General features: G+C 66.5%; 20 protein-coding genes. 13 read left to right on the plus strand and 7 right to left on the minus strand.

Translation table 11 applies throughout. The annotated features are described in order from the left end of the window. Positions 1-59 precede the first annotated feature (59 nt). The 3 genes from AB4Z55_RS03465 to AB4Z55_RS03475 are packed head-to-tail and all read left to right on the plus strand — an operon-like array spanning position 60 to position 2,177. Positions 60-680 (plus strand): AIM24 family protein, encoded by a 621-nt coding sequence (locus tag AB4Z55_RS03465; protein WP_033204169.1) that lies wholly within the window; start codon positions 60-62, stop codon positions 678-680. Positions 681-696: 16 nt separating this feature from the next. After that, complete coding sequence (locus AB4Z55_RS03470) at positions 697-1,416, plus strand: AIM24 family protein (protein ID WP_004021132.1); 720 nt, start codon at positions 697-699, stop codon at positions 1,414-1,416. After that, on the plus strand, positions 1,413-2,177 hold the full coding sequence (locus AB4Z55_RS03475) for an AIM24 family protein (RefSeq protein WP_004021133.1): 765 nt from the start codon (positions 1,413-1,415) through the stop codon (positions 2,175-2,177). The genes AB4Z55_RS03470 and AB4Z55_RS03475 overlap by 4 nt, the downstream gene beginning before the upstream one ends. Before the next feature lie 157 nt (positions 2,178-2,334). Here AB4Z55_RS03475 and AB4Z55_RS03480 read toward each other — a convergent pair whose 3' ends face one another. The 4 genes from AB4Z55_RS03480 to AB4Z55_RS03495 form a co-directional block, all read right to left on the minus strand. Beyond that, positions 2,335-3,489, minus strand: a complete 1,155-nt coding sequence (locus AB4Z55_RS03480) for a DUF475 domain-containing protein (protein ID WP_064569647.1) — start codon at positions 3,487-3,489, stop codon at positions 2,335-2,337. 143 nt (positions 3,490-3,632) lie between these two features. Then, a complete protein-coding gene (locus AB4Z55_RS03485) occupies positions 3,633-4,208 on the minus strand; it encodes a TerD family protein (RefSeq protein ID WP_004020651.1) in 576 nt (191 codons plus the stop codon). Positions 4,209-4,430: 222 nt separating this feature from the next. After that, positions 4,431-5,522, minus strand: coding sequence for an inositol-3-phosphate synthase (locus AB4Z55_RS03490; protein ID WP_004020652.1), 1,092 nt, complete (start codon positions 5,520-5,522; stop codon positions 4,431-4,433). Next, positions 5,515-6,276 (minus strand): PadR family transcriptional regulator, encoded by a 762-nt coding sequence (locus tag AB4Z55_RS03495; RefSeq protein WP_004020653.1) that lies wholly within the window; start codon positions 6,274-6,276, stop codon positions 5,515-5,517. The genes AB4Z55_RS03490 and AB4Z55_RS03495 overlap by 8 nt, the downstream gene beginning before the upstream one ends. 285 nt (positions 6,277-6,561) lie before the next feature. On the opposite strand from AB4Z55_RS03495, the gene AB4Z55_RS03500 reads away from it, so the two are divergent. The 4 genes from AB4Z55_RS03500 to AB4Z55_RS03515 all read left to right on the plus strand — a co-directional run bounded on the left by AB4Z55_RS03500 (position 6,562) and on the right by AB4Z55_RS03515 (position 11,497). Next, the gene (locus AB4Z55_RS03500) at positions 6,562-6,954 is read left to right on the plus strand and encodes a DUF5318 family protein (RefSeq protein WP_010844588.1); all 393 of its coding nucleotides are present in this window, start codon (positions 6,562-6,564) and stop codon (positions 6,952-6,954) included. A gap of 126 nt (positions 6,955-7,080) precedes the next feature. Next, positions 7,081-9,423 carry a transglycosylase domain-containing protein gene (locus tag AB4Z55_RS03505; protein WP_004020655.1) on the plus strand — a complete coding sequence of 781 codons (2,343 nt, stop codon included), beginning with the start codon at positions 7,081-7,083 and terminating at the stop codon, positions 9,421-9,423. Then, positions 9,383-11,053 (plus strand): glycosyltransferase family 87 protein, encoded by a 1,671-nt coding sequence (locus AB4Z55_RS03510; RefSeq protein WP_101820065.1) that lies wholly within the window; start codon positions 9,383-9,385, stop codon positions 11,051-11,053. Before AB4Z55_RS03505 ends, AB4Z55_RS03510 begins: the two co-directional genes overlap by 41 nt. Before the next feature lie 36 nt (positions 11,054-11,089). Continuing rightward, a complete protein-coding gene (locus AB4Z55_RS03515; RefSeq protein ID WP_064569645.1) occupies positions 11,090-11,497 on the plus strand; it encodes a hypothetical protein in 408 nt (135 codons plus the stop codon). 7 nt (positions 11,498-11,504) lie between these two features. Here AB4Z55_RS03515 and AB4Z55_RS03520 read toward each other — a convergent pair whose 3' ends face one another. Together AB4Z55_RS03520 and AB4Z55_RS03525 are read right to left on the minus strand one after the other, a co-directional pair. After that, positions 11,505-12,077 carry a GNAT family N-acetyltransferase gene (locus AB4Z55_RS03520; RefSeq protein WP_369519151.1) on the minus strand — a complete coding sequence of 191 codons (573 nt, stop codon included), beginning with the start codon at positions 12,075-12,077 and terminating at the stop codon, positions 11,505-11,507. Beyond that, positions 12,074-13,558, minus strand: a complete 1,485-nt coding sequence (locus tag AB4Z55_RS03525) for a hypothetical protein (protein ID WP_064569643.1) — start codon at positions 13,556-13,558, stop codon at positions 12,074-12,076. Before AB4Z55_RS03525 ends, AB4Z55_RS03520 begins: the two co-directional genes overlap by 4 nt. A gap of 167 nt (positions 13,559-13,725) precedes the next feature. On the opposite strand from AB4Z55_RS03525, the gene rpsF reads away from it, so the two are divergent. The 4 genes from rpsF to rplI all read left to right on the plus strand — a co-directional run bounded on the left by rpsF (position 13,726) and on the right by rplI (position 15,473). Continuing rightward, positions 13,726-14,007, plus strand: a complete 282-nt coding sequence (gene rpsF / locus AB4Z55_RS03530) for a 30S ribosomal protein S6 (RefSeq protein ID WP_004020660.1) — start codon at positions 13,726-13,728, stop codon at positions 14,005-14,007. Positions 14,008-14,131: 124 nt separating this feature from the next. Continuing rightward, positions 14,132-14,656: a single-stranded DNA-binding protein gene (locus AB4Z55_RS03535; RefSeq protein WP_369519152.1), complete on the plus strand. Its 525-nt coding sequence runs from the start codon at positions 14,132-14,134 to the stop codon at positions 14,654-14,656. Positions 14,657-14,740: 84 nt separating this feature from the next. Continuing rightward, on the plus strand, positions 14,741-14,998 hold the full coding sequence (gene rpsR / locus AB4Z55_RS03540; protein WP_004020662.1) for a 30S ribosomal protein S18: 258 nt from the start codon (positions 14,741-14,743) through the stop codon (positions 14,996-14,998). A 19-nt stretch (positions 14,999-15,017) separates the two neighbouring features. Then, positions 15,018-15,473: a 50S ribosomal protein L9 gene (rplI, locus tag AB4Z55_RS03545; protein WP_004020663.1), complete on the plus strand. Its 456-nt coding sequence runs from the start codon at positions 15,018-15,020 to the stop codon at positions 15,471-15,473. A 61-nt stretch (positions 15,474-15,534) separates the two neighbouring features. Here rplI and AB4Z55_RS03550 read toward each other — a convergent pair whose 3' ends face one another. Beyond that, on the minus strand, positions 15,535-16,197 hold the full coding sequence (locus tag AB4Z55_RS03550; protein WP_101819900.1) for a hypothetical protein: 663 nt from the start codon (positions 16,195-16,197) through the stop codon (positions 15,535-15,537). Positions 16,198-16,768: 571 nt separating this feature from the next. Here AB4Z55_RS03550 and dnaB point away from each other — a divergent pair. Together dnaB and AB4Z55_RS03560 are read left to right on the plus strand one after the other, a co-directional pair. Beyond that, the gene (dnaB, locus tag AB4Z55_RS03555; RefSeq protein WP_101819901.1) at positions 16,769-19,000 is read left to right on the plus strand and encodes a replicative DNA helicase; all 2,232 of its coding nucleotides are present in this window, start codon (positions 16,769-16,771) and stop codon (positions 18,998-19,000) included. Between the two features lie 167 nt (positions 19,001-19,167). After that, positions 19,168-20,199 (plus strand): hypothetical protein, encoded by a 1,032-nt coding sequence (locus tag AB4Z55_RS03560; RefSeq protein WP_257881177.1) that lies wholly within the window; start codon positions 19,168-19,170, stop codon positions 20,197-20,199. Positions 20,200-20,214 lie beyond the last annotated feature (15 nt).

Here is a 20,214-nt window from a genome sequence, read left to right on the forward strand (position 1 = left end):
GAGACGAACGAGGGACGGTCGATCGGCGACCTCCCCGCGGCGCGAGAGAGGCACGTCGAATGCAGTTGGTACAACGGTCCAAACGCGTGGTGGAAGCCAGGCTGAACAATTCTGCGGTGCGCGCGATCAGCGGGTCGATGGTCGCCTACGAGGGACAGGTCACCTTCAAATCGGCGGGCTTCGGCGGCGGTGACGGTGTGCTCGCGGGCCTCAAGCAGCGTGCCACCGGGGAGGCATTGTCGCTCATGGAGGCGTCGGGCAACGGCATCGTCTACTTCGCGCACAACGCTGCGGAGACGACGGTCATCGAGCTGAACAACGAGACGCTGCAGGTGGAGTCCGAGCAGCTGATGGTGCTCAACGGCAACCTGCAGACCAACGTCACGTTCGCCGGTCTGCGCGGCGCGTCGTCGGGTCAGGGCCTGTTCACCACGACGGTGAGTGGCCACGGACAGATCGCGCTGCTGTCCAACGGCGGCCCGCTCATCCATCTCGAGGTGTCACCGCAGTATCCCCTCGTGGTCGATCCGGACGCGTTCGTCTGCGCCCGTGGGCAGCTGAGTCAGTCCTTCGTCACCGACGTGTCCTGGCGGTCGGCGCTGGGACAGGGTGGCGGGGAAGCGTTCTCGCTGCGCTGGGATGGCAGCGGCGTCGTGTCGATCCAGCCGGCCGAGCGGTGAGGGTGAGGTAGCGAGAATGTTCACCAAGGTCAACAGCAAGGTCGTCTCCGTCGACATCGGTCGGACCGGTCCGGTCATCGCTCGACGTGGGGCGATGCTCTTCTACAAGGGCGATGTGCACTTCCAGCCCCACCAGATCGCGGGTGCCGGCGGCATGGGCGGTGGGATGCCGGGACTGGGCGGGATGGGCGGCATGGCCGGTCGGATGCTCGCCGGCGAGCACGAGTCCACGATGATCGCCCAGGGGCACGGTGAGGTGCACTACGGCTTCCTCGGGATCGAGGTCCACGTCGTGGATCTCGGCGCAGTCGGCGGGATGATGCGCGTCGAAGCATCACGCCTGCTCGCCTACGGGGCCAACCTGCAGGCGTCGGTCGTCTCGGTCGCGTCACAGGGCGGCGGCGGCGGTGGCGGTGGCGGCGGGCTGTTCGGGGCGCTGCGGAACGCGGCGGCCGGCGCAGTGACCGGCCAGGGCATGTTCACGACGCAGCTGTCGGGTCCCGGCTCGGCGGTCCTCCTCGGGCACGGCGGGGTCTTCGAGCTCGAGGTGTCGCCGCAGAAGCCGCCGGTGAGCGTCGATCCTCAGGCCTTCGTCGGATCGGCGGGGCAGGTCAACACCACGCTGCGATCGTCGATGAGCTGGCGGAATGTCGGCCGAACCGGCGGTGAGGCAATGCAATTGGAGTGCTCCGGACAGGGCATCGTGTACGTGCAGGCATCAGAGGAGAAGCTGTGAGTCAACTCAACACCGTGTGGAGTCCGATGAATCTGCCATCGGACGACAACGTTCCGGACAACAACTACTCGTTCTGCATCGATCTCAACCAGCCCTGGTTCATGTCCAAGGGCGCGATGATCGCCTACTACGGTCAGATGCAGTTCACCGCGCTCACGCAGGGGCTGCAGGGCAACATGCTGCAGATGGTGGCCCAGCAGTTCTCCGCCCCGCTGTACCTCGGTGACTATGTCGTCGCCGAGGGCCACGGCAAGCTGATCATCGGTGACCGCGGTTACGACATCAACGCCTACGACCTCGAAGACGGCAACCTCACCATCCGAGCAGCCAATCTGCTTGCGTTCCAGCCGAACCTGTCGCTGAACCAGTCCATCGTGCCGGGTTTTCTGACGCTCATCGGCACCGGCAAGTTCCTCGCGTCGTCGAACGGTCCGGTCATGTTCGTCGAACCGCCCGTGCGCGTCGACCCGGAAGCCCTTGTCGGGTGGTCGGATTGCCCGTCACCGAGTCACCACTACGACGAGGCGTGGGTCAACGGGTTCATCGCCGCCGCGGGCCGGCGGATGGGGTTGAACTCAGGCGAGGAGCGTCAGTTCGATTTCACCGGCGCCGGAACCGTTCTGGTCCAGTCCAGCGAGAAGGTGCGCGACGACTCGTCCATCGTGCGTACCATCCAGGGCCACCTACCCGGAATGTCGGTCCCTGGTCTGCAGCAGATCAACCAGCAGATCAGCCAGCAACTCGGTCAGCAACAGGGCTGAGTCCGGTCCGTCGAAAAAGACTGCGCCGCAGGTCCGTCGAGGACCTGCGGCGCAGTTGTCTCACGCGTTCCCGCCCTCCGCTCCCTGAGGAGCGCCTGGGGCGTGCGGAGGGCGCTCACCGCTCCTTGAGGAGCGAGCTTGCGAGCGTCACGAAAGGTCAGACCTCGACCTTCTCCACTTCGCCCCTCGCCGCGAGGCGGTTGCGGCGGATGATGCTGGAGATCAACGCGGCGATGATCAGCGCGACGCCGATCAGGCCGGTGATGATCTCCGGCACGTGTGTCCCGATCGAGTACAGCAGGATGAACGCCAGCGCACCGATCGCCCAGTGCGCACCGTGCTCGAGGTACACGTACTCCGACAGCGTGCCCTTGCGCACCAGGTAGACGGTGAGCGAACGGACGAACATCGCACCGATGAGGCCGAGGCCGAGGGCGATGATGATCGGGTCCGCGGTGATGGCGAACGCGCCGATGACGCCGTCGAAGGAGAACGACGCGTCGAGCACCTCGAGGTAGAGGAACAGGAAGAATCCCGCCTTACCGGTCGCCTTGGCCAGATCCGACGGGCCGGACTTGCCGTTGGACTTCTCGACCGCCGACTTCTCGGCCGCATCGGTTCCCGGCTCGGCCGCCTCGTCGTCCTCTTCGGTCTCGACGTTGAAGTACTCGCCGAGGCCGTTGACCAGGATGTAGGTGATCATGCCGAGCGAGCCGGCGATCATGACCGTCGACTGCTCGTCCGGCGCGGCGATGTAGCTCGCGGTGAGAACGAGCAGGGTGATCGCGATGACGACCTCGAGCATCTCCAGCTTGCCGATCTTCTCGAGCGGACGCTCGATCCAGGTCAGCCAGGTCAGTTCCTTCTGCTCGAAGACGAAGCCCAGGAACAGCATCAGCAGGAACATGCCGCCGAACGCCGCGATCTGCGGGTGGGCGTCGGTGATGATCGTCTCGTAGCTGGGATCGCCGTTGGCGAAGTACGCCGCGTCGTTGGGCGGCGGGTTCAGTGCGAGGTCGAGTGCATCGACGGGATTGAGGCCCGAGGCGAGCCACACGATGACCAGCGGGAACACCAGGCGCATGCCGAAGACGGCGATCAGGATGCCGATGGTGAGGAAGATCTTCTGCCAGAACTCGCTCATCCGACGGAGGATCGTGGCGTTGATGACCGCGTTGTCGAAGGAGAGCGAGATCTCGAAGACGCCGAGGATGGCGGTCAGGATCAGCGCTTCGACACCGCCATAGAGGAACGCGATGATCAGCGACACGATCGTCACGACGACCGAGAGGCCGAAAATTCTTACTACCACCGGATTGTGGCCTTTCTAGGGTGCGTGTGGTCCAGCCGACCGCATCGTCGGAGAGGAGTGTGACATGCGGATGCCGCACCCGCCAGTAGGGCGAGTGCGGCATCCACGGGCATGTCAGGCGGACAGCCGGAGTCCGAGAGGACTCAGACGTTCACACCGAAATCGCGGGCGATGCCTGCGAGACCCGAGGCGTAGCCCTGGCCGACCGCGCGGAACTTCCACTCCGACCCATGACGGTACAGCTCACCGAAGACCATCGCGGTCTCGGTGGAGGCGTCCTCGCTGAGGTCGTAGCGGGCGATCTCGGCACCGCCGGCCTGGTTCACGACGCGGATGAACGCGTTGCGCACCTGACCGAAGGACTGCGAGCGTGCGTCGGCGTCGTAGATCGAGACGGGGAAGACGATGGAGTCGATGTTCGGCGGCACGCCGGCGAGGTCGACCTTGATGACCTCGTCGTCGCCTTCGCCCTCACCGGTCAGGTTGTCGCCGGTGTGCTCGATCGAGCCGTCGGGCGAACGCAGGTTGTTGAAGAAGACGAAGTGCTGATCGGAGACGACCTTCTTGTCGGTACCGAGCGCGATGGCGCTGGCGTCCAGGTCGAAGTCGGTTCCGGTGGTGGTCCGGATGTCCCAGCCGAGGCCGACGGAGACCGCAGTCAGGCCCGGAGCCTCCTTGCTGAGGGAAACGTTGCCGCCCTTGCTCAGGCTCACGCCCATGGTTTGCGCCTTTCTGTTGGTACGGGGTCTCGTGATGTCCGATGTGCCCGATACCGGGCCACTCGGAGCAATCGACAACACTCTATGTGAAGGGTTTGACGCGGTCACTGATTTGGTTGGATGACCTGCGGTTTCCGTCGAGTGGGGTGGCGGGACGGCGACAACAGAAGCGGCGCTCCCTGATCAGATCAGGAAGCGCCGCCGGGTTGCGTTCTACGAGGCTCAGGCCTCGATGATGAACTCCTCGAGCTGGGCGCGCGCGACGTCGTCGGCGAGCTGCTTCGGCGGGGACTTCATCAGGTAGGCCGAGGCCGGGATGACCGGTCCGCCGATGCCGCGATCCTTGGCGATCTTGGCGGCGCGCACGGCGTCGATGATGATGCCGGCCGAGTTGGGGGAGTCCCAGACCTCGAGCTTGTACTCGAGGTTCAGCGGCACGTCGCCGAAGGCGCGGCCTTCGAGGCGGACGTAGGCCCACTTGCGGTCGTCGAGCCACGCGACGTGGTCCGACGGGCCGATGTGGACGTTCTTGTCCTCGACCTTGCCGGCGAGCGAGCCGGTCAGGTTGGAGGTGACGGCCTGGGTCTTCGAGACCTTCTTGGACTCCAGACGCTCACGCTCGAGCATGTTCTTGAAGTCCATGTTGCCGCCGACGTTGAGCTGGTAGGTGCGGTCGAGGGTGACGCCGCGATCCTCGAACAGCTTCGCCATCACGCGGTGGGTGATGGTGGCACCGACCTGGCTCTTGATGTCGTCGCCGACGATCGGGACACCGGCGTCGGCGAACTTCTGGGCCCACTCGGGGTCCGAGGCGATGAACACGGGGAGTGCGTTGACGAAGGCGACGCCGGCGTCGATGCAGCACTGGGCGTAGAACTTGTCGGCCTGCTCCGAGCCGACCGGGAGGTAGCTGACGAGGACGTCGACCTCGTTGTCCTTCAGGGCCTGGACGATGTCGACACCCGAACCGTCGGCCTCGGTGATGGTCTCGAGGTAGTACTTGCCGAGACCGTCGAGGGTGTGTCCGCGCTGGACGGTGACACCGGTCGGCGGGACGTCGGCGATCTTGATGGTGTTGTTCTCGCTCGCGAAGATCGCGTCGGACAGGTCGAAGCCGACCTTCTTGGCGTCCACGTCGAACGCGGCGACGAACTCGACGTCGCGGACGTGGTACGGGCCGAACTTCACGTGCATCAGGCCGGGAACGCTGGAGTTCTCGTCGGCGTCCTTGTAGTACTGCACGCCCTGCACCAGGGATGAAGCGCAGTTTCCTACGCCCACAATGGCAACGCGCACCTTATTGGGCTCACCCATGGTCGGGTTCTCCTTCTTCTCGCGGCATCGCAGTCGTTCGCTGCGCAACCGGTGTTTTCCGTTGCTCGGGTTCGTCGAGCTGTGCGTCCCGGCTCTGCATCGAGTCCGGGTCTTGATATTCGTCATCGGCTCGTCCGGTGGAGGCCGTGGGCTTCCCCGAATCGAACTGTGACCGTTCGCTGTCGGCGAGGTCGTCGTCGAACTGTGTGTCGAACGGGTCGGGCGCCCCGTCCTGCTGGGAGCTCTCGGCCGCGATCAGCTCGTTGAGCCAGCGGACTTCGCGTTCGCTGGACTCGAGGCTGAGCTGATGCAGCTGACGGGTGTACCGGTCGACGGTCCGGTTGGACCGTCCGACGATCTCCCGCAACCCCTCCCGACGCTCCTCCACCTGCCGGCGGCGGCCCTCGAGGATGCGCATACGCGCAACCGCGGGGGTGCGGCTGAAGAACGCCAGGTGCACACCGAAACCGTCGTCGGTGTAGTTCTGGGGTCCGGTGTCGGCGACCAGCTCGGCAAACCGTTCCCGGCCTGCGTCGGTGAGCTGGTAGACACGCCGGCCACGCCGCACCTTGACGCCCAGGGGCGTCTCGGGTTCATCGATGAGGCCGTCGGCCTGCATGCGACGCAGCGTCGGGTAGAGCGATCCATACGAGAACGCACGGAAGGCGCCGAGCAGGCCGGTGAGTCGCTTGCGCAACTCGTAGCCGTGCATGGGGGATTCGAGAAGCAATCCGAGAATGGCCAGCTCGAGCACTTCGCCACCCCCTTCACGTCCTGCCGATGATCTGTCACTTCTTCCTCGGACTTGATGTACCGACGCGCTCTGACGCGCCGACACCTCATTCCGATGTATTTGCCAATGTATCGCACCGATATAACTGGTGTCCACGAGCGGTCGGTCAGGAGAAGGACAGATGGCCGGAGGGCATCCGGCGGTGGCGTGACGGACATCTCGGGACGCGCACGGGCCGGTTTCCGGGGCCTCCTCGCCGGACCCGTCGCGCCGACGCCCCGGCAGAGACCACGTACCCTGAAAACCGTGCAACGCCAGATCGTCGACTACGCCCTGCAGCGGCGCGCTCGGCTGTCCTCGGTCCATGCGGGCCGGACCGCCGTTGCCGAGGTCTGCGACGCGAGTCCGTACCTCCTGCGCGCGGCGAAGTTCCATGGTCGGCCCAGCACCACGATGTGCCCGATCTGCCGAAAAGAGCAGGTCACCCTGGTGTCATGGGTGTTCGGCGAACGTCTGGGCCAGGTCAGCGGCTCGGCACGGAGCAACGAGGAGATCGCGCGACTCGCGACGACCGCCGAGGAGTTCTCGGTACATGTCGTCGAGGTGTGCCGGACCTGTAGTTGGAACCATCTGGTGCAGTCATACGTTGCCGGGCTGCCGCCCCAGTCCACGCGTCGCTCCCGACGCGTCGCCAAGTAGGGCGCCGGCCTGCGGTTTTTTTGCCCGGGCCGTTGCCTGCTGTCACAGTGGAGCGGCACGAGGCCAGAGAAGGTAACCGAGATCCACGGACGATGACGTCCGCCCGATCCGGTAGGAAGGTGGACGATGAGCGAGGCACGCGGGTCTTCGCCCACGCCCCGGCGCACCGGCATCCGACCCGGTCCGGGCGGTGGCGGTCAGAACAGAAGTGAGACGGCGACCAGACATCGGCGGTTCGCATGGGCGCTGGGGATCGTGGGCGCGATCGTCCCGGCGATCGTGCTGGTGCTCATCGTCGCGTTCGCGTTCACCTACTTCACCGCCGAGATCCCGGAACCCGAGGTGAGCCAGAAGGCCACCATCGTCGACACCTCCGGACGCACGCTGGCCGATGTCACCTCGCCGGACGGCAACCGCACGGTCGTCCCCTTCGACGAGATCCCCGAGACGATGAAACAGGCCATCGTCGCCGCCGAGGACCGCGAATTCTGGACCAACAACGGATTCTCGCCGCGCGGTCTGTCCCGTGCGGCGATCGGGCAGATCACCGGCAACCAGACCGCCGGCGGTGGCTCGACCATCACGCAGCAGTACGTCAAGAACGCGATCGTCGGTGACGAGCGCAGTTTCGACCGCAAGTTCAAAGAACTCGCCATCGCGGCGAAGATGAACGACCGGCACGGCTGGTCCAAGGAGAAGGTCCTCGAGGCCTATCTCAACACGATCTACTTCGGCCGGGGTGCCTACGGCGTCGCGGTCGCCGCGCAGAAGTTCTTCAACAAGTCCATCACCGACAAGCGTCGCGCCGAGCGCAATCCGTTGACCTTCGAGGAGGCCGCGCTGCTGTCGGCCGTCATCCGCGCGCCGTCGTACTACGATCCCGACACCAACCGCGAGGTCACCGAGGCGCGCTGGCGTTACGTGCTCGACGGCATGGTCGCCACCGGTGCCATCACCCGTGCGCAGGCCGACAACGCCGTCTTCCCCAAGACGGTCAAGGCCCGCGTCAGCGATTCCGACGAGACCCCCGGCCCGAACGGGCTCATCAAGCGGCAGGTGCTCGCCGAGCTCAACCGCATCGGCATCACCGACAAGCAGCTGCGCACCGGTGGCCTGAAGATCAGCACCACGATCGATCCGCAGGTTCAGAACGGTGTCGTGCAGGCAGCCTGTCGCAAGAACCGGATCTACAAGTGCCCGAACGGTGAACTGAACGGCGAGCCCGACGATCTGCTCGCATCGGCGGTGTCCATCGATCCACAGACCGGTGGTGTGCGCGGTTATTACGGCGGCGACAACCCGGGCGGTTGGGACCTCGCCCAGGCCGGTCTCCAGACCGGTTCGTCGTTCAAGGTGTTCGCACTCGTCGCGGCGCTCGAACAGGACATCCCGCTGTCGAAGACCTACAGCTCGGCGCCGTTCGAGGCCAGTGGTGGTCTGACGGTCGAGAACTCCGACGGTGAGAGCTGCGGCACCTGCAACCTCGCCACGGCGATGAAAATGTCGCTCAACACCGTGTACTACCGCCTGATGATGGATCTCGACGGTGGTGCCCGGGCGGTTGCCGACGCCGCGCACAAGGCCGGTGTCGCGGAGTCGTTCGGCAACATCGAGAAGACGCTGCAGGAGGCGAACGGTCAGCCCGAGGGCGGCGTGGTGCTCGGTCAGTACCAGTCGCGGGTGATCGACATGGCCTCGGCGTACGCCACCCTCGCGGCGTCGGGCGTCTATCACGAGCCGTACTTCGTCCAGAAGGTCGTCGACTCGGAGGGGCAGGTCCTCTACGAGCGCAAGACCGAGGGCAAGCGCGTCTTCCCCGCGAAGGTCGCCGACAACGTGAGCGCCGCCCTGCAGCCGATCGCGGCCTACTCCAACGGGAACTCGCTGTACGACTCGTCACTCGGCTCGCGTCCCTCGGCCGCCAAGACCGGCACCGTCCAGCTCGGCGACACCGGGCAGAACAAGGACGCGTGGATGGTCGGTTACACACCGCAGTTGTCGACCGCGGTGTGGGTCGGTACCAATGACGGCACGGCCCTGACCAACTACAACGGTGCCTCGATCTACGGCAGCGGGCTGCCGTCGTCGATCTGGAAGTCGGCGATGGACGCCGCCCTCGAGGGCAAGGAGATCAAGCAGTTCCCCGAGCCGGAATCGGTCGGCGGTGTGGCCGGCGTGCCCTATGAGGCCCCTGTCACCACCGAGGCGCCCACGCGGACCCGCGGACCCTCCGTGCCGACCTTCGACATCCCCGACCAGGGCGGGGACGGCAACCTCACCCTCGCTCCGGGCGTGACGATCCCCATCCCGGGCGCCCCGCGGAACGGCGGCGGTGGCGGCGGTGGCAACAGCCCGGGCGGCGGCGGATTGGCCCCCGGCGACGGCGGTGACGGCGGCGGCGACTCCGGCGACGGTGTACCCGGCGGCGGTGACGGAGGCGGAGGAGTCCCTGAACCGCCCATCGGCTGACCCGGATTCGGCGGCCGACTCCGCGGCGAGCGGCCCCGACCCCGTCTGGGACAGCCCTGCACCCCTTGCGAGTGATCAGCGTGTCGACGACGCGCGGATCCTGCCGACACGCACGGACGGCATGGTGCGCGAGGCGAGTTCGCTCGTCGGTGGACCGGTGGGAGCACACGCTGTCATCGGCCGGAGCCGGCATCTGACACCCCTGCGGGTGCTCTTCGTCCTGGCGCTGTGCGGACTCGCACTCGGATGGTTCGGCAAAGCCGCGTGCCTGCAACAGGCACCGGTTGACGGCGGCACCACCGCGGGCGCGGAGATGCGGCTCGACTGGGACGATCAGCGCCAGTTCACCAACCTCTGCTACTCCGACGTCATCAGCCTGTTCGGCGCCGAGCGGCTCAACCAGGGCGCGCTGCCCTACCGGGACTTCTGGTTCCAGGAGGACTCCGCGGGACAGACCATCAAGCGGTACATGGAGTACCCGGTCCTCACCGGGATGTTCATGTACGGCGCGGCGCAGCTGACCCAGGGGTGGCTCTGGGCCGAGACCCACTGGGGCGTGCCCGGGGCGCTCGACGTCGTGCTGTTCTTCACGATCGTCGCGTTGGGACTGGCGGCATTCTGGTTGGTGACCATCTGGGCAACCGCGCTCACCGCGCGAACCCGCATGTGGTCGGTGTGGCTGGCCGCGTTGTCCCCGCTCGTCTTCGTGCATGCGTTCACCAACTTCGACGCCATCGCCACCGCGGCGGTGGCGGTCGCACTGCTGGCCTGGTCGCGGGAGCGCTTCTGGCTGGCGGGTGTCTTCATCGGACTCGGCGCCGCGGCCAAGCTGTATCCGGCGCTGCTGCTGGTGGTGCTGGGCGCGCTGTGCCTGCGAACCGGGAAGGTCCGCGAGTTCGGCGTCGTGGCCGCGACAGCGATCGCCGCCTGGCTCGCGGTGAATCTGCCGATCCTGATCCCGTACCCGTCGGGGTGGTGGGAGTTCTTCCGGTTCAACGGCGACCGGTCCGCGGACCCCGACACGATCTACCGGGTCGTCGCCGACGCCGCCGGTTTCACATGGAACACCGGCTATCTGAATGCGCTGTCGGTGGGGTTGACCGTGGTCGTGATCGCCGCGGTGGCCGCGATCGGTGTCCTGGCGCCGTACCGGCCTCGTGTGGCGCAGTTGGCGTTCCTCGCCGTGGCCGGCTTCCTGCTGGTGAACAAGGTGTGGAGTCCGCAGTATTCGTTGTGGCTGGTTCCACTTGCGGTACTTGCCATTCCACACGCTCGCCTGCTGCTGGCCTGGATGGCGGTCGACGCGCTCATCTGGGTGCCGCGGATGAGTCTGTTCCTCGATGCCGAGCGTCGTTGGCTCCCGGACCAGTGGTTCACCGCCGCCGTGGTGCTCCGCGGACTGATGGTGCTCGCACTCTGCGCCGTCGTCCTGTGGCAGATCTGGCACCCACGTGACGATCTGGTCCGTCGCGGGAACGGCGGAAAGTGGTACGACGATCCGGCGGGTGGCGTCCTCGACGGCGCGCCGGACCGGATCGGTCGACGGTCGCCGACGACCAGGGCGGCAGACACAGCGCGAGAACCGGAGCCGGTGCTCGGTCAGCGGTCACGCACGTTCGAGGTCTCCTGACGATTGGGTGACCGCGTCCCTGGGTAATGACCGGTCATGTCGGATACCGCACCACACATCTCGGACGACACCGCGGAGGCGGTCGGCAAGGTGGGGGAGGCGCTGGAGTACATCGAGCGCGCCCGCGGCCACCTCTACTCCTTCCATCAGCTCATCGGGCGTGGCGATCTGCTGCTGGGGGAGGCCGTCGACGAACTGCGCGAGGCGGGCCATGCCGAGTTCGCCGATGAGCTGTCCACCGAGCTGGTGGGTCGCAATGTGCTGGAGGGTCGCTGGACGTTCCAGGTCGTCGAGGAATTCGACGACACCTACTGGGGCCCGTTGCGCGAGTACGTCGACCGGGTGCGAGCCGATCTGACCGACGGCGAGCGGCACGTGCACGAGGCGCGGATGAAAGAAGATCGGCGCACCCGGGGACATTCAGAACACACCAAGAACCCGTAGGTCTCGCTCAGACGGTGATCCGCTGCAGCAGGCGATCTCTGGCCGCGGGCCAATCGTCATCGGTCATGGCGTACAGGGCGGTCGTGCGCCAGCCGTCACCGAATCGGCGGTGCTTGCGCAGCAGACCCTCGAAGCTCGCACCCAGCTTCGAGATCGCGGCGCGCGATCGCGCGTTGCTCTCGTGCGTGTGCCACGTCAGGCGGACGGTGCCACACTCCTCGAATGCGTGGCGCATCAACAGGTATTTGGCGGTGGGATTCACCGCGGTCCCCTGGACGCGTTCGCTGTAGAACGTGTAACCGATGCACGCGGACCGATTGGTCTCGTCGATCTCGTAGTAACTCGTCGACCCGACCACGCTGCCGTCGGCGTTGTCGACGACGGTGAAGGCGACGCGTGAGTCGAGAGCCGACCGGACGTACCGGCGCGCACTGTCCTCGTCGGTCGGCACGCCCGGAACCCACCGGAAGAGGGTGGGGTCGTCGACGACGCGCGCCAACGGTCCGATGTCCTCGATGCCGATCGGCCGCAGGGTGACCCGATCGTGCACCAGTGGGCCGGTCGCCAACCATGTACTCATGCCGAACCTCTCGTGATCGTGTCGCGCGGTGAACGGAACCGCTCCCCGTCGGAGGACGGGTCGACGGCACCGGGAACCCGTGCGGCCATTCGGACAGCCAACGGCTCACGGAGCGGGGTGCCCACGAAGGTCACGATCAGGTAGGCGAGCAGAACCGCGTGCACCCACACCGAACCGGCGACGCCGGTGACGATCCACCATGGCAGCGGATCGCCGGCATCCCGGATCGGGAACAGGCGGAAGATCGTCAGGTCGAGGGCGAGGTCGGCGAGGAGATAGGTCAGGATCACCGGCCAGCGCACCTTCATGAGAACGAAGAACGGCAGAATCCAGAGAGTGTACTGCGGCGAGTGCACCTTGTGGAACAGCATGAAACCCGCCAGCATCGCGCCGCTCACGCCGATCCACGGGAAGATGCCGACGCGCTCGAACCGGCGCCACCCGAGGTACATCGCCACCGCGAACGAGGCAAGGATCAGCAGCGGGGACAGCACGCTGACCACGGAGTTGTAAGTGTCTCCGGTCCCGGTGAGGTACCGCAGCCCCCAGTACCAGATGGAATTGGTGTCGACGTCGGCTCGGCGGCGGCCCTGGAAGGATAGTGCCGCCTTCCATCCGTCGAATCCGAGGACCATGAACGGCAACTGGATCGCGGCCACCGTCACGACGGCGGCGCCGCCAACCCAACCGGCGCCCGTCCAGTCCAGGCCGCTTCCACCGCGCCGTCGTTGCCCGCCTGTGCGTGCACCACCGGCGCCGCGGGTGAGAACGTATGCGGCGAGCGGCAATACGAGGATGCCGGGGTAGAGCTTGAGGCAGAAGCCGACCGCGAGCAGGACTGCCGCGATGACCGCGGACGTGCGAAGCGGCAGCCGTCGTCGATCTGTACCGGGTTGGACGGACGCGCCCCAGGCCATCACGGCGATCGCCCCGACGGCCGTCGCGACAACCGGCAGTTCCCAGTTGTGGAAGGAGTACAGCACCAGCGGGGGTGTCGCGGCCCAGAGCAACGCCCACCATCGGACCATCAGCGCGAGCATCACCGTGATCGCGAAACCGAACGGCGCCAACAGGAGTGCGGACTGGATGAAGAAGTCGGTGTCGGTGTCGGCCCCGCTCGCGCCCAAGAACATGAGCACGCCGGAGAGCACCGGGTACTCGACGACGCCGCCGAACAGGGTGCCGTCGGAGGCGATCCCGCCGTGGATGTAGGGGAAGACGTGGGTGTTGATGTCGCGGCCGAGCCACAGGTAGATCAGGTCCGAGTAGCAGGGGATCACCGCGTCGGGATCACCCGTCGGCCAGTTGTCGCTGCGCCCGTACTCGTCGAAGGGGGCGCCGCCGCACCGGAGCTTGGCCTGGAAGCTCCAGAACATCGTGGCCGCGGTCGCCAGCACCGAGACCAGAACGATGACGGCCGTCTCGCCACGGCCGGACAACCGTGCGGACCACCTTCCCGGGGTTGTCCGCCGCTCCGACATGGGCAACAGCGTAGGTGGTCCGGCAGTAGGTCGCCGCAGCGACCCGTGACCACGGATTTCACTGCGAACGGGCAGGTCATGTATCTTGGACCGGTTGCCGACGCAGGCGACCCTCCTGCCACGGACAGTCCGTGGCCGACCTAGCCCATAGGAGGTGATGTGGTCTTATGCGTCACTACGAATTGATGGTCATCCTCGATCCGAATCTGGACGAGCGCACCGTCGCACCCTCACTCGATACTTTCCTCAATGTTGTCCGCAAGGATGGCGGTTCGGTGGACGGCGTCGACATCTGGGGCAAGCGCCGTCTTGCCTACGAGATCCTCAAGCACAACGAGGGCATCTACGCCGTCATCGATCTCAACGCCGAGCCCGCCACGGTCACCGAGCTCGATCGTCAGCTGAAGCTGAACGAGTCGGTTCTGCGCACCAAGGTCCTGCGGAAGTAATCCACAGGCTTTCTTGATCGTCTGAACACGTCGGTACCGGGTTCTAGGGTTGGACCCGACAGTTCAACACAACCCGGTGCATGTCGATCAGCGAGTGCCCACCACACGACCCAAGGGGAAACACATGGCAGGCGACACGGTCATCACCGTCATCGGCAACCTCACCGCCGACCCGGAACTGCGGTTCACGCCGTCGGGCGCAGCGGTTGCCAACTTCACGGTGGCTTCCACTCCGCGCACCTTCGACCGCCAGACCAATGAGTGGAAGGACGGCGAAGCGCTGTTCCTCCGCTGCAACATCTGGCGCGACGCCGCGGAGAACGTGACCGAGAGCCTGACCAAGGGATCCCGGGTGATCGTGCAGGGACGGCTCAAGCAGCGGTCCTACGAAACCAAAGAGGGCGAACGACGCACGGTCGTGGAACTCGAGGTCGACGAGATCGGCCCCTCCCTGCGGTATGCCACCGCCAAGGTCAACCGCGCCTCGCGCGGTGGCGGTGGTGGCGGCGGATTCGGGTCCGGTGGCGGCGGCGGTAGCCGCGGCGGCGGGAACTCGAACCAGCAGGTTGCCGAAGATCCCTGGGGCAGCGCGCCTGCCAGCAACAGCGGGGGATCTTTCGGCGGCGGGGACGACGAACCACCTTTCTGATAGCGCTCGGGGCACGATCACCCGCCCCGAACACCCGGGAACGGCAGCGACCGTCCCCGAAGCATTGACTGGAGCAACACACACATGGCAAAGGCAAAGCCGAGCCGGAAGCCTCGCGTCGAGAAGGTCACCAAGACCAAGGCGTGCAGCTTCTGCAAGGACAAGAAGGCCGTCATCGACTACAAGGACACCGCGCTTCTGCGTCGTTTCCTGTCCGACCGTGGCAAGATCCGGTCGCGTCGCGTGACCGGTAACTGCGTGCAGCATCAGCGCGACGTCGCTGTGGCAGTGAAGAACTCGCGTGAGGTGGCCCTGCTGCCCTTCACCTCGACCAGCCGATAAGCGGAAAGGATCAGTTGACATGAAGCTCATCCTCACCGCCGCCGTGGAGAACCTCGGCGAAGCCGGCGACATCGTCGTGGTCAAGGACGGCTACGGCCGCAACTACCTGCTGCCTCGCGGCCTGGCCATCAAGGCCACCCGCGGAGCCGAGAAGCAGGTCGAGGGCATCCGCCGTTCGCAGGAAGCCCGCGAGGTCCGCGGTCTCGAGCACGCCAACGAGCTGAAGCAGGCCCTCGAGGGCCTCGCCGATGTCTCGCTGGACGTCAAGACCCACGACTCGGGCAAGCTCTTCGGTTCGGTCACCGCGGCAGATGTCGCCGGTGCCATCAAGACCGCAGGCGGCCCGACCGTCGACAAGCGCAGCGTCGAGCTGCCCAAGGGGCACATCAAGGCCACCGGCAGCTACCCGGTCGTCGTCAACCTGCACCCGCAGGTCTCGGCGACCGTCCAGCTCGCCGTCGTCGCCGCGAGCTGACCTCCAGCATTCACGCACGAAGGCCGGGTGGAGATCTCCACCCGGCCTTCGTCGTCTGTCCCTACTTCGGTGCCGGCGGATTGGCAGGCAGCTGGTTCCAGTACTGCAATCGGGGCGGGAGGTACCGCGGCGCCGGGTTGGCGCTGTGGTCGACCGCGTTGTTGCCGGGACCGAGGGTGTCCCACGACGGGAAGAAGAACTTGTGCCAGGCCGGCGTGAAGATCAGCGCGCGCTCGCCGGTCCGGCAGGCCACGGTGTCGCGGCGGGGGGCGGTGCACGTGACGCCCTCGATGGTCACCCGCTTGCCGACGCCGAGGAGCGGCGGCCGGAAGCCGCTCTTCGGACCGAAGCGATAGGTCTGGTCCGTGCGCGCCCACCAGGGTCCCTGCTGGTCGTCGGAGATGACCGCACCGATGGCATTCGGCGGGGCGGTCGCCGGACGGCCCGCACAACCCACGTAGCGGTAGCCGGGGCCGACCTGGCACACCCATCGGCCGGTCGTGAAGAAGGAGCGCCCGTTGTCGACGTAGGCCACAGACCGGAACGTCGTCGGGTCGACCGGTTGATACCGCGACAGATCGAATTCGACGGGCATCGAGGGACCCGGTGCGGCGACGGCCGACGGGGCCGTCGCGAGCCCGGCGGCAGCACTCAGGGCGGCCAGCACGGTGACCACGCGACGGACGACGACCGACTTGGACCCCAACCTCGACACGATCGACATTGCATCACACCCGACAGGCGTGTCGTCGGCGTTCACCGGTAAGTCGCACGACTGAAGATGCTCGGGACCTCGTCTGGCCAGGTGTAACGCGGACCACACCGGATGTTCACCCGAATATTCGCCACGGGTGGTTGAACGGGCACCCGCAACACGCCCGCAAGGCGACGCGCCGAGGAAGTCCAAAGGATTTCCAATTCCTTGATTGTGGAAATTAGTCAGCCCTCTGAGCTGCGGAAACAGCGTTGTTCACACCCGAATTCCTCAGGTTGTCCACAAAGGGTGCACAACGCGTCCCCTGGCCACTCACACACGCTCCACAAGTGATCCCCAGATTCGTCAACAGGTCGGTTTGAGTCGGGGTCGCAGACGTCCTAGTGTCACGCCTCAGCGTCTCCGTCCGTCTCGGCGCACACGACAGTCGATGTCGGTGCCACCCGATAGGAAGAGACTGACCGAAACACGACGTCGACACCGGGGACTCGCGACGTGGCCTACCGGGGCCGACACCAGACTCAAGGTCGTACTCATTCGATGTCGGGTGGGATCGAGCGTTGCGAGAGGTTTGACACGCGTGGCTGTTGTGGATGACCGCGGGCGCGGCCCCGCCGCCGGAGGCCGAGCACGGGGAGAAGAAGAGATCCCCGCGGAGGACTTCGGCCGGCAGCCCCCGCAGGATCTGGCCGCCGAGCAGTCGGTGCTCGGCGGCATGCTGCTGTCCAAGGATGCGGTCGCCGACGTCGTCGAGAAGATCCGTACCAACGACTTCTACCGTCCCGCTCACCAGGCGGTGTTCGAAGCGGTCCTCACGCTGTACTCGAAGGGTGAGCCCGCCGACGCCGTCACGGTCGCCGCGGAACTCGAGCGCGCGGGCGAACTCAAACGGATCGGTGGTGCGCCCTATCTGCACACGCTGATCTCGACGGTGCCCACTGCCGCCAATGCCGGTTACTACGCGGAGATCGTCGCGGAGAAGGCGTTGCTGCGGCGACTCGTGGAGGCCGGCACACGCATCGTCCAGTACGGCTACGCCGGTGCCGACGGCCAGGACGTCGCCGAGGTGGTCGACCGGGCCCAGGCCGAGGTGTACGAGGTCACCGAGAAGCGCACCGCGGAGGACTACGTCCCCCTCGAGGATCTGCTGCAGCCGACGATGGACGAGATCGACTCCATCGCATCGCGGGGCGGCATCTCGCTGGGCGTCCCGACGGGGTTCGCCGACTTCGACAAGCTCACCAACGGCCTGCACCCCGGCCAGATGATCATCGTCGCGGCCCGTCCGGGTGTCGGAAAGGCACTCGCGCTCGACACCCCGCTGCCGACGCCCACCGGGTGGACAACGATGGGCAAGGTGGGGGTCGGCGATCATCTCCTCGATGCACACGGCCGACCCACCCGGGTTGTCGCCGCCACCGAGGTGATGACCGAACGCCCCTGTTACGAAATCGAATTCAGCGACGGCGCGATGATCGTCGCGGACGAGCAGCACCAGTGGGCGGCCGAGATCGACGGCAAACGCCGCGTTGTCACCACAGCCGGTCTGCGGGCACACGTCGGCTGCGCTGTCGTGCGCAACACCGCGCCGCTCGAGTTGCCGCGCAAGCGTTTCGCCTACGGCCCCTACACGGTGGCGGCGCTGGCCGGGATGGCCTTCGACGATCCCGAGATCAGCATGCGGATCGACGCCGAGGGCCCGGTCGACGTCATGACGCTGATGGCCGACCTCGGTGGGCGCATCCCGTACGAGTACCTGCGCGGTTCGATCGCGCAGCGCCGGGCACTGCTCGCAGGACTGCTCGACGCCCGTGCCTCGGTCGACGACGACGGCTGGATCACCGTCCCGGCCGCCACCCGGCATATGACGGCCGTCGTCGCCGATCTCGTGGCCGGACTCGGATTCAACTACAAGCGGTCGGCCACCGGTTGGTTGCGCGTCGACGCCGACGATGACGTGTTCACCGTGCACCACAAGGCGATTCGGCACAAAGAGCTGCGCAGGCGGGCCGGTGTCCGGCGCGTCGTCGCCGTCCGCCCCGTCGACCCGGTTCCCGTGCGCTGCGTCCAGGTCGACAACGCCGAACACCTGTACCTCGCGGGCGAGGCGATGGTCCCGACCCACAATTCGACGCTCGCGATGGACTTCCTGCGCTCCGCGGCGATCGGCCACGGCCTGACCGCCGCCATGTTCTCGCTGGAGATGAGCAAGACCGAGATCGTCATGCGTCTGTTGTCGGCGGAAGCGAAGATCAAGCTCGCCGACATGCGCGCCGGCACGATGAGCGACGACGACTGGACCCGCCTCGCCCGCCGGATGGGCGAGATCTCGGAGGCGCCGTTCTTCATCGATGACTCGCCCAACCTCACGATGATGGAGATCCGCGCCAAGGCGCGGCGTCTCAAACAGCGCCACGACCTGAAAGTCGTTGCGGTGGACTACATGCAGCTGATGACCTCGGGTAAGAAGGTCGAGTCCCGCCAGCAGGAGGTGTCGGAGTTCTCCCGTCAGCTGAAGCTGCTGGCCAAGGAACTCGAGGTCCCGGTGATCGCGATCAGTCAGCTGAACCGTGGTCCGGAGCAACGTACCGACAAGAAACCCCAGGTGTCGGACCTCCGAGAGTCAGGCTCGCTGGAGCAGGACGCCGACATGGTCATCCTGCTGCACCGTCCCGATTCCATCGAGCGCGACGACCCGCGCGCCGGCGAGGCCGACATCATCGTCGGCAAGCACCGTAACGGCCCGACCGCCACGATCACCGTCGCACACCAGCTGCACCTGAGCCGGTTCGTGGACATGGCGCGGGGGTAGTTCGCCGCTTCCCCTGAGTGTGGGGTGAGAACTCGCTGATAATCGCGCCGCCCGGTGCTTCTCGATGAGGGATGCCGGCGGCCGGCCGGGTACCGTGCGTCCGGGACGTGTCCACGAGAGTCGTGGTGGAGTTCGGATCGGTCGGCGTTGTGAGTGTGAAAACTGTTGTGAGCAAGCGTGTCCCGGCGACGATGATGCCGGTGGGTGCGCTTGCGGTGTTGCTGACGGCGCTGCTGGTCGGCGGGGTGGTCTACCTGGCGCTGCCCACGGACACGACAGACGCCCAGGACACGAGACCGCCCGCCGAGCAGATCGATGCGGCCGGTGACTCCGTGTCGTCGGCCAAGATGATGTTCCAACTGATGTCCGCGGGTCTGAACAGCGCGACCGGCGGCATCGCGACGGCGACCGGGAGTGCGCGCGACATCTTCGACGCCGTCGACACCGCCGCCTCCGCCTCGGACCAGCTGGTGCGAGGTCTGGGCAATGCTCCGGATGTGTCGTCGGCGACCCGCCAGGTCAACGACGGTGCGTTGGCGGTGTCAGCGGTCCTCGGGCAGGTGTCCTCGCTGTCGAACTCCGTCACCGAGCTCGATTCACTGGTGACACCGCTCATCGGTTACCTCGAGAACTCCCGGACCCCCGGGTCGGCGGACGCCCTCGAACGGCTCCGAGCGCTTCAGGGTTCGAGTCGGGAGATCAGTGAGCAGCTCGGCTCCCTCGATTCGCTGCAAGGGGAGTTGGCGACGATGCGGAAGTCGCTCGAGTCCTCGGCCGCCGGCATCGACTCCGCGATCACGCAAGCACAGACGGCCGCCGGCCAGTTGTCCACCGGACTCAACCGCCTCGCATCGGCGCGGGAAGACACCCTGAGTGCCACCGACAAGGTGAACGCCGGGGTCAAGCAACTCCAGGGCGTGCTCAACTCGATCAACGAGGACCTCGACAACGCGTCGACCAATCTGATCCCGGCCACCCCCGGCGACACCGCGCCTCCCGCGTCGAACCAGTCCGCCGGCAGTGTCGCCGAACGTGTGAGCTGGGCGGTCGTCGCGGGTTCGGGGGTGGGCGCAATCCTGTTGGCGCTGCTCCTGATTCGAATGGCCCGGACGCGACGCGAGGGACCGAGCGATGGTGCACTCGGCAACGAAGCCGATGACGCCGAACTGGTCGGGGCGTCGGCGGGCGCGGACCGCTGACAAGGCACTGCAGAG

It is taken from the genome of Gordonia sp. ABKF26, from assembly GCF_041103195.1.
GTDB lineage: Bacteria > Actinomycetota > Actinomycetes > Mycobacteriales > Mycobacteriaceae > Gordonia > Gordonia terrae.

Excerpts from the sequence above, each read along its gene's own strand:
- AB4Z55_RS03465 (WP_033204169.1), top strand. The coding sequence starts at position 60 with ATGCAGTTGGTACAACGGTCCAAACGCGTGGTGGAAGCCAGGCTGAAC.
- AB4Z55_RS03470 (WP_004021132.1), top strand. The coding sequence starts at position 697 with ATGTTCACCAAGGTCAACAGCAAGGTCGTCTCCGTCGACATCGGTCGG.
- AB4Z55_RS03485 (WP_004020651.1), bottom strand. The coding sequence starts at position 4,208 with ATGGGCGTGAGCCTGAGCAAGGGCGGCAACGTTTCCCTCAGCAAGGAG.
- AB4Z55_RS03490 (WP_004020652.1), bottom strand. The coding sequence starts at position 5,522 with ATGGGTGAGCCCAATAAGGTGCGCGTTGCCATTGTGGGCGTAGGAAAC.
- AB4Z55_RS03505 (WP_004020655.1), top strand. The coding sequence starts at position 7,081 with ATGAGCGAGGCACGCGGGTCTTCGCCCACGCCCCGGCGCACCGGCATC.
- AB4Z55_RS03515 (WP_064569645.1), top strand. The coding sequence starts at position 11,090 with ATGTCGGATACCGCACCACACATCTCGGACGACACCGCGGAGGCGGTC.
- AB4Z55_RS03520 (WP_369519151.1), bottom strand. The coding sequence starts at position 12,077 with ATGAGTACATGGTTGGCGACCGGCCCACTGGTGCACGATCGGGTCACC.
- AB4Z55_RS03525 (WP_064569643.1), bottom strand. The coding sequence starts at position 13,558 with ATGTCGGAGCGGCGGACAACCCCGGGAAGGTGGTCCGCACGGTTGTCC.
- rpsF (WP_004020660.1), top strand. The coding sequence starts at position 13,726 with ATGCGTCACTACGAATTGATGGTCATCCTCGATCCGAATCTGGACGAG.
- AB4Z55_RS03535 (WP_369519152.1), top strand. The coding sequence starts at position 14,132 with ATGGCAGGCGACACGGTCATCACCGTCATCGGCAACCTCACCGCCGAC.
- rpsR (WP_004020662.1), top strand. The coding sequence starts at position 14,741 with ATGGCAAAGGCAAAGCCGAGCCGGAAGCCTCGCGTCGAGAAGGTCACC.
- rplI (WP_004020663.1), top strand. The coding sequence starts at position 15,018 with ATGAAGCTCATCCTCACCGCCGCCGTGGAGAACCTCGGCGAAGCCGGC.
- AB4Z55_RS03550 (WP_101819900.1), bottom strand. The coding sequence starts at position 16,197 with ATGTCGATCGTGTCGAGGTTGGGGTCCAAGTCGGTCGTCGTCCGTCGC.